Below are 14664 nucleotides of genomic sequence, written 5' to 3'. Positions count from 1 at the left end.
GTCCCTACTTCAACATGTCCTTTAGGTACCTTCCGGTATAGGAGCCTTCCACCTGCGCAACATCTTCCGGGGTGCCCTGCGCGACTACGGTGCCGCCGCCGGCTCCTCCTTCCGGCCCCATATCTACAATCCAGTCCGCAGCCTTGATGACATCGAGGTTGTGCTCGATGACGAGCACCGAATTTCCCTTGTCTACGAGGCCTTGGATAACCAACATCAGCTTGCGGATGTCCTCAAAGTGCAGACCAGTAGTCGGCTCGTCCAAGATGTAGATGGTCCTGCCGTTGGTGCGCTTTTGCAGCTCCGAGGCGAGCTTAACGCGTTGCGCCTCACCGCCAGACAGCGTGGTAGCGGCTTGGCCGAGGCGAACGTAGCCCAAGCCGACGTCGACAAGCGTGGCAAGGTAGCGGTGAATCGAGTTGATGGGCTCGAAGAAGTCCGCTGCCTCAGAAATTGGCATGTCAAGAACCTCGGCGATGTTCTTTCCCTTGTAGTGCACTTCCAGGGTCTCGCGGTTATAGCGAGCGCCCTCACACACCTCACATGGGACATACACGTCCGGCAGGAAGTTCATTTCGATCTTGATGGTGCCATCGCCTTGACATGCCTCGCAGCGTCCACCCTTGACGTTGAAGGAGAAGCGGCCGGCCTTGTAGCCGCGAACCTTGGCCTCCTGGGTTTCGGCAAAAAGGTTACGGATCTTGTCAAAGACGCCCGTATAGGTAGCCGGGTTGGAACGCGGGGTACGCCCAATCGGGCTCTGGTCTACCTGGACCAGCTTATCAAGGTGCTCCACGCCCTCGACTCGCTTGGCACGGCCGGGGACCTGGCGGGCACGGTTGAGCTTATTGGCCAAGGTCTTGGCCAAAATCTCATTGACCACGGTGGATTTACCCGAGCCGGAAACGCCGGTAATGCACGCCAGCACTCCCAGCGGGATTTCGACGTTTATGCCCTTGAGGTTATTCTCGCGTGCCCCCACGACTTTCAGGGTGCGGTCCTTGTCGATTTCGCGGCGATGATCCGGGACGGCGAGCACCTTTTTGCCAGATAGATACTGGCCAGTAAGTGATTGCTCTACCTTTTCAATTCCCGCCGGTTCGCCTTGGTAGACCACCTCGCCACCGTATTCACCGGCACGCGGGCCCACATCGACAAGCCAATCAGACTCCCGAATGGTGTCTTCATCATGCTCGACCACAATGAGGGTATTGCCAATATCGCGCAAACGCTGCAGGGTCTTAATAAGGCGCTGGTTATCGCGTTGGTGCAAACCAATGGAAGGCTCATCGAGCACGTACAGAACGCCGGCCAAACCGGAACCAATCTGCGTGGCTAGGCGAATACGCTGTGCCTCGCCGCCCGAAAGCGTGGACGCGCCGCGATCCAGGGTCAGGTAATTCAGGCCGACGTCCAGAAGGAAGCGCAGCCGGGCCTGGGTTTCCTTGAGTACCGCACCGGCAATGATTTCCTCGCGGTGCCCCAGCACCAAGGAGTCCAAGAATTCGGAGGCGTCTTCAATCGAAAGCGCACATAGACCCGCAATGGACTGCTCACCGTGAGTAGTAGAAGCCAGGCGGACGGCCAAGATCTCCGGCTTCAAGCGCGTGCCCTTACAGGTGCTGCACGGCACGCGGCGGGTGTATTGCAGCAGGCGATCCTTTTGGGACTGCGAATCGGTCGTTTCCAACTTGCGGTGAATGAAACCGGTCGCACCCTCAAACGGCGCGGTCCAATTGCGCTGCCGCCCGTAGCGGTTCTTGTACCGAACCTGCACCTCCTCATCCGTGCCATAGACGAGTGCATGGCGCTGTTCCTTGGTCAATTCACTCACTGGGGTCTTAGGGTCAAAGCCCATTGCCTTACCCAGACCCTCCACTAGCTTGACAAAGTAGCGGGAGTTGGGAGAGGAGTGCCACGGCTGAATCGCATCAACCGCCGGCGCATCCGGATCCGGGATAAGCAGGTCAACATCGACTTCCAGCTTGGTACCCAAACCATCACACACCGGGCAAGAACCAAACGGGGCATTGAAGGAAAAGGCACGGGGTTCATACTCTTCAATGGTCAACGTGTGGCCATTAGGGCAGGCGGCCTTCTCCGAGTACGTGTGGGTGAGCTCTTCCCTATCCACAAACTCGATGGTGACTAGGCCATCCGCTAGGCGCAGAGCCGTTTCCACCGAATCCGTTAAGCGTTGCTTCTGCGAGGCTTTGACCTGCAGGCGGTCAACCACTACCTCAATATTGTGCTTGATCTGCTTCTTGAGCTTGGGAGGATCGCTGAGCTGATGGGTCTCTCCATCCACTCGCACGCGGGAATAACCCTGAGCCGACAGGTCTTGGAAAAGATCCACAAACTCGCCTTTGCGCTTACGCACTACCGGTGCAAGCACCTGGAATTTCAGCTTTTCTTCCAGATCCAGCACCGCATCCACAATCTGCTGCGGCGTTTGGCGCTCAATCACCGCATCGCACTTTGGGCAGTGCGGCGTACCAGCACGGGAAAAGAGCAAGCGCAGGTAGTCGTAGATCTCCGTGATCGTGCCCACCGTAGAACGTGGATTATGGTTGGTGGATTTTTGATCAATGGACACCGCGGGTGACAGGCCATCAATAAATTCCACGTTGGGCTTATCCATCTGCCCTAAGAACATGCGGGCATAAGAGCTCAAGGATTCCACGTAGCGGCGCTGGCCTTCAGCGAAGATGGTGTCAAAGGCCAGTGAAGATTTACCGGAGCCGGATAGGCCGGTAAAAACAACCATTTTATCGCGGGGGATATCGATATCCACGCCCTTGAGGTTGTGCTCGCGGGCACCGCGCACCACCAAACGATCAGCCACTGTGCTCAGACCTCCAGTACTAGGGATTGCAATCTTCCCTCGAATGTACCCGTAGGCTAGGACACATGACTAACGAGCTTCAGCTACATCAGATTTCCGTGTCTGAAATGGACAACAACTGCTACCTCCTCCAGGTGGGCGAAGAGGGCTTGCTTGTCGACGCCGCCGATGACGCCCCCGCAATCCTCGACATAGCCCGCAAAGCCGGCGTGAAAACCACCGCGGTGCTTACTACCCACCGCCACTGGGACCACGTGCGCGCACTCGAGGAGATTTTGTCCGAAACGGGTGCCACTCACTACGCCTCCTTCCTTGATTCCCCCGCCATCCCGGCCAAGGTAGACGTGGAGCTGCGCGAGGGCGATTCCATCGAGTTCGCGGGTCTTCAGCTGCCCGTCATCATCTTGCGCGGCCATACCCCCGGCGGGGCGGCTCTGGTTGCAAGCATCGATGGCGTCACCAACCTCTTCGTAGGCGATTCCCTCTTCCCCGGCGGCTTGGGCAAGACCACCTCTGAGGGCGACTTCGTACGCCTATATAAGGACGTCACCGCGCGCATCTTTGATGAGTTCCCCGACAATACGATCGTGCGCCCGGGACACGGCAAGTCCACGACCTTGGGCGAGGAGCGCCCCAAGCTTGGTGACTGGTGGGAACGCCGCTGGTGATCCAACGGCGAATTTCCGCGTACAATGGTCTAGCACACGATAGGTCTAGAACAACGAGCTAAGGAGCTTTAAGGACTATGATTCGCAAGCTTGCCCGCCCCATGCTGGCATCCGTATTTGTATGGGAAGGCGTAGACAACCTGCGCAACGCGTCCGAGCATGTCAAGGAAACCGAGGGTTTCCTCAAGACCGTGCGCAAGGCCGTTCCTTCTGAGTACCAGGGCTACATCCCCAATGACCCAGAACTAGTTACCCGCGCCATTGGCGGCGCTAAGGTAGGCGCCGGCTCCACCTTGGCTCTGGGCAAGGCACCGCGCACTTCCGCTGCGGTACTGGCCGCCGCTACCCTGCCCAACTTGATTGGCAAGAACAACTTCTGGGCTGCGGACAATAAGGAAGACAAGGAATCCCGCCGCAACGGATTCGTTACCAATACCGCTTTGCTCGGCGCCCTGTTTATCGCTACCCAGGACACCGAGGGCAAGCCTTCCCTGCGTTGGCGCGCACAGAAGGCCGGCAAGCGCACGAATAAGAAGATTCAGCAGGCACTGCCTACCAAGTCTGAGTCCGAGCAGAAGCGCGAAGAGCTCTCTGCCCGTGCTAACGAGCTGTCTTCCAAGGCCGGCGACTGGATCAATGAGACCTCTGCCAAGGCACAGGCTTATGTAGACGACAACAAGGATGACTGGCAGTCCACCGGCCGCGGTCTGCTGGATACTGCAAAGTCCTATGTTGACGATGCCAAGACCTACGTAGAGGACAACAAGGACGATTGGCAGGAGTCTGGCCGCGGCTTGCTGGGCAACGCCAAGTCCTTCATCGAGGACTCGGTCGACAACGCCAAGACGTACGTTGAAGACAATAAGGGTGACTGGCTCGAGACCGCACAGGCTAATCGCGAGATCGCCCGTACCCGTGCTGTGAAGGCAGCTACCAAGGCTCAGGCACGTGCCGACAAGGCCGTCGCCAAGCTGGATGGCGCCAAGTCCAAGCGCGCAAACAAGAAGGCCTCCAAGCACGCTGACAAGCTGCAGCAGGAGGCAAATAAGAAGATTGAGGCAGCTATCAAGAAGCTGGAAAAGCGCTCTAAGTAGCCACATCTTCCTTGGCCGAGTATCTCGGCGATGACTCAACGGCCCAGCCTTATGCTGGGCCGTTGTTCTTTGTCACAGCAGGGTCTAAACTCATCTCTCCCCCTCGCCGGACAGCGTGCCCGGCACCTTCCACCCCATCAACGTCCAATCACCAAGGAGTCACGTGAACTCAGCATCCCAAAAGCACGCGGCGGCCGCAGGTTCCTCGGAGCGCGAAGCCATCGCTACGGAGCAAGATTATGTGGACGGCCTTTTCGCCCGCCTCGACGATGAGGTGGCTGCAGCAAATGAACGGCTCAATGAGGTGCAGGCGGACGTTGATCCCTCCACCCCGGACGCGGATGCTTTGGTGCGCCGCGAAACGGAATACCACGGGCTCCAAGCCAAGCTGGATCGTCTCAATGTGGCCCAAATGGGTTTGGTCTTTGGCCGCATCGACATCGATGCCCCAGGGGACAATCCCACCTCGGAAGGCCTAGATCGCCGCTACATCGGCCGCATGGGACTCGATGCGCGTGAAGATGACTATCGCACGCTCCTTCTAGATTGGCGTGCCCCCATGGCACGGCCCTTCTATCTCGCTACCACCGCCCAACCAGAAGGCGTACACACCCGCCGCCAAATCCGGACCAAAGGGCGCACCGTTACCGGCATTCATGATGAGGTTCTGTCCGGCCCTGGCGTGCGTGAAGAAGAGACCGGCGTAGCGAGCGAATCCGCTCTCTATCACGCTATGCAGCGAGCCCGCACGGGCCACATGGCCTCCATTGTGGAGACCATTCAGCGGGAGCAGGACGAGATTATCCGCGATAACACCCGCGGCGTGATGGTGGTAGAAGGCGGCCCCGGCACCGGTAAGACCGCAGTTGCGCTGCACCGCGTTGCGTATCTGCTCTATACCCACCGCGAGCTGCTTTCTGCCACGGGCGTACTCATCGTTGGTCCCAATAGCAGCTTCTTGGACTATATTTCGCGCGTGCTCCCCGAACTGGGCGAGACCGGCGTGGTGCTCTCAACCATTGGCGGACTCTTCCCTGGAATTGAACCAAGCCACGAGGAAGACCTCGTGGCTCGGGAAATCAAGGGTAGCGACGCCATGGTGGAAATCCTCTCCGCCGCGGTCAAGGACTACCAGCTGCTTCCCGACGCCCCCCGTGAGCTAGCAGTCGACGGCCTTACCCTAAGCGTCACACCACACATGGTGAAAAGCGCCCGTACACGTGCACGGCGCTCGCGAAAGCCACACAATGAGGCGCGTGGTGCCTTCATTGAGCACCTCGTAGAAGACCTAGCCCAGCAGATGGCAGACACGGTAGGTGCCGATCCGCTTGGCGGAAAGAATCTTCTTTCGCGCGCCGATGTCGATCAGTTCCACGATGACCTTGCTGAGGACGCAGCCGTCACTGCCTTGATCGATGAGTTTTGGCCCGAACTACACCCCACAGATGTACTTGCTGCTCTAGTCTCCTCGCGCGAGCGCATCGCTTCTGCCGCGCACGGATATGACGAAGAAACCCAAGAAGCGCTCTACCGGGCAGAGGGACGAGCATGGACGGATTCGGATGCGGCCTTGTTAGACGAGCTTGCCGTCCTCATCGGCCTGCCCAACCCTGAAGAAAAGAAGGCAGCCGATGATGCCGCGTGGCGCGAGCAGGTGGCGGATGCGGAAGACGCATTGGATATCTTGTCCTCCTCCGAGTCCACAGATAATGACGATGACATGTTTGAAGCAGAAATCCTCTCTGCCCACGATGTCATCGACGCCGAAACCTTGGCGCACCGCCAGGAGGTACGCGATAAACGCACCACTGCCCAACGCGCCCGCGAAGACCATACATGGGCTTATGGTCACATCATCGTGGACGAAGCCCAGGAATTAACTCCTATGGAGTGGCGAATGCTCTTCCGCCGCTGTCCATCACGGTGGATGACTTTGGTGGGTGATACCTCCCAGACCGGCTCCCCGGCAGGTGTTGATGACTGGGGCGAGGCCCTCGAGCCTTTCGTGGCTCAACGATTCCGTCACCACTTCTTAACCGTCAACTATCGCACCCCACAGCCCATTACGGAATTGGCCAATGGACTTTTGGAAATGATTAACCCTGATGCCATCCCGGCGACAGCCATCCGTGATGGAGTGCAGGTGCGCCGGCTTGAGCAGGGTACCTACACCCCTGGAGTGCACAGCGAAGAGGACGGCAGGCTCACAGCGGTTATTGACGCCGCCACGGCGGAGCGCTATAAGGGCCTGGAGTTTGATCACGTGATTGTGCTCGATCCGCAGCGCATCGTGGATGCCTCCCCACAGGGATTGCAGAACCTCTATGTCTGCATCACTCGTGCCACCCAATCGCTCACGCTCGTCGGTGACTGCGGCGAAGTTCTTTAGGCTCCCGTAAGCTTTGTGCCATGGCCTTATCTGACATCATGCGCAAAGCTGAAAGCTCACTAAACTCCTTTACTTTGAAGCGCTCTCAACGGCGTGGATGGCAGCCCCTGATCGTGGGATATACCGGTTATGGCACCACCGATCAGGTGAGAATCTTCGGCCGCGTACTCATGCATGATCCTGATGAAGGCAAGAGGGATACGTGGGGTGAGCGCGGCTACCAGCAGTTTCTTACCATTCAAGTAGGACACCACGACGTTTCGGTAACTATTGGGGAAAAGACTGTCGCCGGCACCACCGATCGAAACGGATACATTGACTTACTAGTCCATGACCACGAATTAGAGCCTGGATGGCATACGGCAACAATCGAGGCCGCAAACGCGAATGCCGTGGAAGTCCAACTACTTATCGTTGATCCGGCGGCCAAGATCGGCATCGTTAGCGATATCGATGACACGGTGCTTGTCACGTGGCTGCCCCGCGCGCTAACGGCGGCGTGGAATTCCTGGGCCAAGCGCCCTAGTAAGCGACAGGCCGTTCCCGGAATGGCCGAATTCTATGCTCAGCTGCAGCAGCGCTTCCCCCAAGCCCCAGTGTTTTATCTTTCTACAGGCGCTTGGAATACCTTTGGCTCGCTCAAGAAATTCCTGTCCCACCATGGTTTCCCCGCGGGTCCCATGCTGCTGACGGACTGGGGCCCTACGGAAACGGGGCTTTTCCGCAGTGGTCAGGAGCACAAGCGTGTTCAGCTGCGCAATCTACTCATCGCCTACCCGGATATGCAATGGATTCTCATTGGCGATGACGGACAACATGATCCATTGACCTACGGCGATGTGGCTAATGAGCATCCGGACCGGATTCACTCTGTGCTTATCCGCAATCTGAGCCCGCAGGAGCAGTTGCTCTCCCACGGCTCCCTTAGCCCTTTGGCCGATGCCAATGAGGAGGGCCACTTCTCTATCCCCTTGATTCAGGGCGCAAACGGCAACGCCATTGCCGCCGCATTCAACGCTGCACACCCTACGGAGTAAGCTGCGCTTAACGACGAAACCCGCCTTGGTCTTTTCAAAGCAAGACCAAGGCGGGTTTTAATTGCCGTTCTTAGCTGACGGTGTGAACAATCATTACGTCGCAGTCGGACTGGCGAGCAACGTCTGCCGGCACGGAGCCCAGCAGGCGGCCGGTGAGAGAGTTGATGCCGCGGTTGCCCACGATGAGTAGGTCAGCATCGTTGTCGTTGACGATGGACATCAGGGCCTGTACCGGGGTGCCCGGGCGAACAGCGGTTTCGACCTTGGAAGCACCGAACTTCTCAGCGTGTGCCTTAGCGTCCTTGAGGTTTGCCTCGGCCTTCTCATCGCCCAAGATGGTTACGGAATCCTGGCGCAGGGTCTTGGAAGCCTGCTCCTGGTTCTCGTAGTAAGCACAACCGATAATCAGAGTGGAATCGAATGCGGCGGCGATCTTAGCTGCTCGCTCTACAGCGAGGAGAGAAGACTTAGAACCGTCAGTACCGACAACGATCGTGTTGTAGTCGCTCATGATGACCTTTCTTTGTGGGTGTGTACCCAGAGTGTTTATTTAGCCTACAAAGGCTTTACTGCCAGTGTAACAACGAAAAATGTTTAACGTTTCTCGCTGGTATTAACTACGACGACGTCTACCTTTGACTTGTGGGTTAGTTCTGTTGGCACAGAACCGAAGACTCGACCACGAACGGAGTTCACGCCGCGGTTGCCCACCACGAACAGGTCCACATCATAGTCCTGGCCTACCTCCAACAAGGCTTTTACTGGGTCTCCAGATTTGCCTACGATTTCAATGTGTTCCGCACCCTCCGACTCGGCGATACGGGTGGCATTGGTCAGGTAGGTACCGGCCATGTCCTCACTTACAACGGGCAGACCGGCTTCGTCGCCCCGCGGAGCACCAAGCATGGATCCAGCGTGGTTATAAAAGGCTGAAATGATAATCAGCTTGGCGTCGTACGCCCGTGCCATGGACGCCGCAGCGCGGACCGCGCGCAGGGAGGTTTCAGAGCCATCGGTGCCGACGGCAATGTTTTTATAAGTAAGCATTATTCTCCTTGCAGTTGAACTATTCCACAGTGACAACTAAACGGCGCTTCTGGCACTTATCCAGTATAACTAGCGCAGCTCTTGAGAGAAGCACCCGCGGAGCCATTCATCACTTTCAGGGGGAGAAAACTAAATTCCCGCTTCCTTCAATCCACGCAATTCCTTCTTTAGATCAGCGATTTCATCACGTAGTCGACCAGCCAACTCGAATTTGAGCTCGCGCGCGGCAGCCCCCATTTGGGCCGAGAGGTCGTCGATAAGCGCCTGCACCTCATCGGTAGCCATGCTGGAAATATCCCGCTTCTCCACCACTGCAGAGGGATCGGAGTTGGACTCCTCTTCCCCGCCGTCTTCATAGACCTGGTCAAGAATATCGGCAATCTTCTTTCGCAAAGGCTGCGGGTCAATGCCGTGTTCCTTGTTATAGGCAATCTGCTTTTCGCGGCGTCGCTCCGTCTCCTCGATTGCCTCTTGCATCGAATCGGTGATTTTATCGGCATACATAATCACCTCGCCAGAGACGTTACGGGCAGCACGGCCAATGGTCTGGATGAGCGACGTGGTAGAGCGCAAGAAACCTTCCTTGTCCGCATCCAAGATGGCAACGAGCGATACCTCGGGGAGGTCAAGGCCCTCACGCAGAAGGTTAATGCCCACCAGCACATCAAACTCACCCAAGCGCAATTGCCGCAAAAGCTCGACGCGCTGCAAGGTATCGATATCCGAGTGCAGGTAGCGCACCTTAATGCCTTGCTCCAGGAGGTAATCGGTGAGGTCTTCTGCCATGCGCTTGGTCAGCGTGGTCACCAGTACGCGCTCTTGCTGCGAAATGCGGGTGCGTACCTCATCGATAAGATCATCAATCTGGCCCTTAGTGGGTTTGACGGTAACCTTCGGATCCACCAGACCAGTTGGGCGAATAACCTGCTCCACGTATTCACCGTCCGAGGACGTAAGTTCGAAGTCACCCGGGGTGGCGGACATGTAGACGGTTTGTCCCACGCGTTGTTCAAACTCATCAAAGGTCAGCGGGCGGTTATCCACTGCGGAGGGCAGCCGGAAACCGAATTCCACCAGGTTGCGCTTGCGGGACATATCGCCCTCGAACATGCCGCCAATCTGTGGGACAGTGACGTGAGACTCGTCAATAATGGTGAGAAAATCCTCGGGGAAGTAATCCAGTAGCGTTGCCGGTGCGGAGCCGGCTGGGCGGCCATCTACGTGGCGGGAGTAGTTCTCGATGCCGGAGCAAAAACCTACCTGCTCGATCATTTCTAGATCGTATTCGGTGCGCATGCGAAGCCGTTGTGCCTCCAGCAGTTTGCCGCGGTTTTCCAGATCCTCCAGGCGCTCGGCCAATTCCTCTTTGATGGCAGCCACAGCTTTTTCCATGCGTTCGGGCCCTGCCACGTAGTGGGTCGCGGGGAAGATGCGCACCTCGTCTACTTCCTCGATGACATCACCAGTGACGGGGTGAATGTAGTAAAGGGAATCGATATCATCGCCGAAGAATTCAATGCGCACCGCGCGCTCCTCATAAGCCGGAATGATATCGACCGTGTCACCCTTGGCGCGGAAGGTACCGCGGGTAAATCCCACGTCATTGCGTTCGTATTGGATATCCACCAGCAAACGGAGGAAGCGGTCACGATCCAGCTCCTCGTCCACGGAAATGATGACTGAGCGATCCAAGTAGGACTGCGGGGTACCCAAGCCATAAATGCAGGACACGGAGGACACAACCACCACATCCCGGCGGGACAGCAGCGCCGAGGTGGCCGAGTGGCGCAGGCGCTCTACGTCCTCGTTGATGGACGAGTCCTTTTCAATATAGGTATCCGTCTGCGCAATATAAGCCTCTGGCTGGTAGTAGTCATAATAAGACACGAAGTACTCCACCGCGTTATGCGGCAGGAGCTGGCGCAGCTCGTTCGCTAGCTGCGCTGCCAGGGTCTTATTTGGTGCCATCACCAGCGTGGGGCGCTGCTGTTTTTCAATCAACCAAGCGGCAGTAGCGGATTTACCAGTACCGGTAGCACCCATGAGTACTACATCGCGCTCATCGCGGTTGAGGCGTTCGTTGAGCTCTGCAATAGCAGCGGGCTGGTCGCCGGCCGGTTCGTATTCAGAGACAACCTGAAACTCACCTGGGGTGCGCTCGACCTCGCTGACGACGCGGTGCTCGGAATCTGGAATAAGAGGATGTTCAGCAGCAAAAGCCATGCCCACTACTCTACTGCTTATATGGCGCGGCTAGCTATGTTCACGGCAAGGAGTCCTGCGCGGTGCGCAGCCACTCTTCCAGCTCGCCGGTGGTCTCCCACAGCGCATAGACAGAAGACGTCTCTGGGCACATTGCACTATTAATGCGGCGACGCAACCATGCTTTAGACTGCGGTGTATACAGGGGTGCAAGTTCCTCGCGGTGAATGCCTTCCGGCAGTGCATCAGCCTTCAGCTTTAACAGAGCGCCCAGCGCGATCATGGTTTCCGCGTCATCAGAGTCTAAGGGCTCCACGGCGCATGACTTCTGAAAGGCTGTGAGATCGAAAGAACCATCACGCAGGCTAGCGAGCAGTTCTCGCGCAGCGTGATTATCAAAAGGTCCAGTATCCCACGTTCCCACGGCGAGTAGCTTAAGACGCGAAAGTTAACACAACTTCTAAACTGCGTAAACTCTAACCGCCCAACGGTTAAAGTTTGGGTGACTCCGCATCTAAGAGTCCGCTTCTATGCGGTCCATGACCTCGGCCGCTCGCGCGCGCAACTGCTCCAACGTCCCATTGTTGTCAATGACGTGCGTAGCCGCGGCCAATCGCACCTCATCAGGTACCTGCGCTGCAATGCGACGGCGCGCGTCTTCCTCTTCCAACCCGCGTGAAGCTACGAGACGACGGACGCGCTCTTCTACCGCCACGTCCACCACGATGACGTAGTCCATGTCTTTGTCTAAGCCATTATCTACCAAAAGCGGCATATCGTAAACCGCAAAATCATAGCCATCTTCACGTGCCGCCGCGAATTGGCGCTGCGTTTCCGCTTGGATGCGTGGATGGGTAATGGAATTCAACAACTCGGTGCGTTCGTTGTCCGCAAAGGCTCGCCGAGCCAATTCCTTGCGGTTAAGGCTGCCATCTGCCAGCAAAATATCTTCTCCAAATGCTGACGCCAGCTCCGCTAACGCAGGCCGCCCGGGCTTGACGACGTCGCGCGCAATGCTATCGGCATCGACCACTTCCCATCCGCGTTCGCGGCAGATCCTCGCGACTGTTGACTTGCCACTGCCAATACCACCTGTAAGCCCAATGAGTTTCATGGCAGCCACCCTACGCGAAAAGGAACCCCACCATACGCGATGATGTGAGGTTCCTCTGTCGCTATAGGTGTCAGCGATCCCTTATTCCGCTGCTTCCTCTGGCTTCGGTGGAATGCGGAGCAAATCATCATTCAGGGTAACCTGGCCGGCTTCGCCGGAGACCGCGCCGAACTTAGTGGCGTTAGTGACCACAACTGGAGTAATCAAGTTATAGCCCTTGGAACGAATGAACTCTGGGTCAAAGCTAATCAATTTGTCGCCTGCGGATATGCGTTGCTTCTTTTCCACGTGCACATCGAAGCCTTCGCCTCCCAGCTCAACGGTATCGAGACCTACGTGAATGAGTAGCTGCACGCCATTGTCGAGGCTTAGGCCTACCGCATGGCCGGACTTTTGAACGGTGAGCACCTTGCCGTCGGCAGGCGCATAGACGGTATTGCCAGTTGGCAGCACAGCCATGCCAGGTCCCAGCTTTGCTCCAGCAAAGATCGGATCCGGAACCTCCGAAAGATCTACTGCCTCGCCTTCCAGAGGGGAATCCAGCACGATGTCGTCCTTGCCAGCCTGCTTGGCGGCAACACCAGTAGCAGCAGCGCCCGCAGCGCTGGCAGCAACTGCGCCACCCGCATTCGAGGACTCTTCCTTCCCAGCATTGGTGGGCTTAAACTCCGAACGAGCAGCTACGTCCTCCACAGATTCGCCCTGTTCGCGGGCGATGCGCTCCAAGTCTGCCTGCTTTTCCTCTGCAGTGCGGTAGCCGAAGAACAAGGTCAGGAAGAAAGAGGTAAGGAACGCAGCCGTGATACCAAGTACGTAACCCAGCTGCGGGGTCATAGCGCCAGTGGTCAACGCAGAGGTAAAGACGAAGGCCTCAGCGCGGACATCGAAGAGACCGATGATGGCGCCGCCTATCGCACAACCTGGCAGCAACCGGTAGTAGCTGCGGCGGAAGCGCAACAAGATACCGTAGAGGGAAGGCTCCGACACGCCACCAAGCATGCCCGCAGCGAAGGCACCGATAGAAACCTGGCGCATGGCATTGTTCTTCTCCCTGAAGGAGATAACCATGACCGCGCCTACGACGCCGAAGCAAGCGAAATTCCATGCGCCCATCGGGCCCTGAATGAAGTCGTAGCCGTAGGTTGCGATGTTCTGAATCATGATGACGTTCAGCGGCCAGTGCAAGCCCATCGGAACGAGGAACGGGTACAGCAGCGGAATAACGATAGCCAGGATGAACGGCGAGAAATCATTGATCTGGTACAGGATCCAGGAAATGCCGTTTCCCACGCCAATGCCGAACGGGCCGAGTAAGAAGGCCGTTGCCGGAATCATAATGAGCAGAGAGAAGAACGGCACGAAGACCATATGAACCGCGCTAGGAATAATCTTCTTTAGCCCCTTTTCCACCCAGTACAGGCCGATTGCGGCCAAAATGGGCGGGAAAACCTGGGAACCATAAGAGTTAATAACCAGCGGCAGGCCAAATACGTTGACCGTATCGCCTTGCTCACCCAGCGACATAAATTCAGGAGTCAGCAGAGCTGCGGGAATAGCCGCGGAGACCCACATATTCGCACCCAACTTTTGGGCCGCGGTCGCACCGACCATCACCGGCAAGAAGTAGAAGACCGACTGGTACATGGCGTGAGCCAAGCGGAAGCCTTCCGGCTGCTCCTCCAGCGGAGCGCGGAAATCCTGAATGTGCGCGGTGTCTGCCAGGATCAGCAACATGATGATGAGCGAGGCACCAAGCAACGCCCACAAAACAGGGCGGAACGTATCAGAAAGGAACTCGAAGCAGTAATCCACCCAGTCGTACTTACCGCGAACCCCGTCATATTCCTTCTTCGAGGACGCCTCTTTGTCGCCGGAGGAATGCACACCGGGCTGTTTGATGATCTCGTTGTAGTAGTCAGCAACGCCGCCGCCCATGACTACCTGGTAGCCGTGAGCGCCCTGCGGCACGGTGCCAAGCACCGCTGGATCGCTATCGAGCTTTTCTTGATCAACTCTCCCCGCATCAGCAAGTTGAAAGCGCAAGCGCGTCGCACAGTGCGTCAGCGACGTGATGTTGTCGGCGCCGCCAATACTTTCAACGATGTGGGCGGAAGTGTCCTTGATAGATGCCACTTCTTACTCCTCAATTCGATACCACTTATAACCAGTACTGCACTGGCTATAACGTCACCTTTGAGTATAAGAAGATTCCCACATGAACAAAAGCCCGTTTTGTGGACTTGCCAGGAAGTTTTTCTATTTGTCTTT

General features: G+C 57.1%; 11 protein-coding genes. 4 read left to right on the top strand and 7 right to left on the bottom strand.

What is annotated here, in order from left to right:
* Positions 1-4 precede the first annotated feature (4 nt).
* A complete protein-coding gene (gene uvrA, locus QKD99_RS04645) occupies positions 5-2845 on the bottom strand; it encodes an excinuclease ABC subunit UvrA (RefSeq protein WP_347950840.1) in 2841 nt (946 codons plus the stop codon).
* 65 nt (positions 2846-2910) lie between these two features.
* Here uvrA and QKD99_RS04640 point away from each other — a divergent pair, with 65 nt between their 5' ends.
* The 4 genes from QKD99_RS04640 to QKD99_RS04625 all read left to right on the top strand — a co-directional run bounded on the left by QKD99_RS04640 (position 2911) and on the right by QKD99_RS04625 (position 8033).
* The gene (locus QKD99_RS04640) at positions 2911-3513 is read left to right on the top strand and encodes an MBL fold metallo-hydrolase (RefSeq protein ID WP_347950839.1); all 603 of its coding nucleotides are present in this window, start codon (positions 2911-2913) and stop codon (positions 3511-3513) included.
* 77 nt (positions 3514-3590) lie between these two features.
* Complete coding sequence (locus QKD99_RS04635) at positions 3591-4607, top strand: DoxX family protein (RefSeq protein ID WP_284766185.1); 1017 nt, start codon at positions 3591-3593, stop codon at positions 4605-4607.
* 163 nt (positions 4608-4770) lie between these two features.
* A complete protein-coding gene (locus QKD99_RS04630) occupies positions 4771-6996 on the top strand; it encodes a UvrD-helicase domain-containing protein (RefSeq protein WP_347950838.1) in 2226 nt (741 codons plus the stop codon).
* 20 nt (positions 6997-7016) lie between these two features.
* Complete coding sequence (locus QKD99_RS04625; protein ID WP_347950837.1) at positions 7017-8033, top strand: phosphatase domain-containing protein; 1017 nt, start codon at positions 7017-7019, stop codon at positions 8031-8033.
* Positions 8034-8103: 70 nt separating this feature from the next.
* Here the strand turns inward: QKD99_RS04625 and QKD99_RS04620 are convergent, their stop codons facing one another.
* The 6 genes from QKD99_RS04620 to QKD99_RS04595 all read right to left on the bottom strand — a co-directional run bounded on the left by QKD99_RS04620 (position 8104) and on the right by QKD99_RS04595 (position 14529).
* Complete coding sequence (locus QKD99_RS04620) at positions 8104-8544, bottom strand: universal stress protein (protein ID WP_239279280.1); 441 nt, start codon at positions 8542-8544, stop codon at positions 8104-8106.
* Between the two features lie 83 nt (positions 8545-8627).
* Complete coding sequence (locus QKD99_RS04615) at positions 8628-9080, bottom strand: universal stress protein (protein ID WP_005323274.1); 453 nt, start codon at positions 9078-9080, stop codon at positions 8628-8630.
* A gap of 129 nt (positions 9081-9209) precedes the next feature.
* A complete protein-coding gene (gene uvrB, locus QKD99_RS04610) occupies positions 9210-11303 on the bottom strand; it encodes an excinuclease ABC subunit UvrB (RefSeq protein ID WP_284766189.1) in 2094 nt (697 codons plus the stop codon).
* A 40-nt stretch (positions 11304-11343) separates the two neighbouring features.
* On the bottom strand, positions 11344-11706 hold the full coding sequence (locus tag QKD99_RS04605) for a DUF4259 domain-containing protein (RefSeq protein WP_284810452.1): 363 nt from the start codon (positions 11704-11706) through the stop codon (positions 11344-11346).
* Between the two features lie 90 nt (positions 11707-11796).
* Positions 11797-12396, bottom strand: a complete 600-nt coding sequence (coaE, locus tag QKD99_RS04600; RefSeq protein ID WP_284810453.1) for a dephospho-CoA kinase — start codon at positions 12394-12396, stop codon at positions 11797-11799.
* An 81-nt stretch (positions 12397-12477) separates the two neighbouring features.
* Complete coding sequence (locus tag QKD99_RS04595) at positions 12478-14529, bottom strand: glucose PTS transporter subunit IIA (protein WP_284786764.1); 2052 nt, start codon at positions 14527-14529, stop codon at positions 12478-12480.
* Positions 14530-14664 lie beyond the last annotated feature (135 nt).

The organism is Corynebacterium sp. c3Ub_189, from assembly GCF_039907195.1.
Classification (GTDB): domain Bacteria; phylum Actinomycetota; class Actinomycetes; order Mycobacteriales; family Mycobacteriaceae; genus Corynebacterium.
The sequence above is the reverse complement of the archived record's forward strand: the minus strand, read 5'-3'. Positions and strand labels throughout refer to the sequence as shown.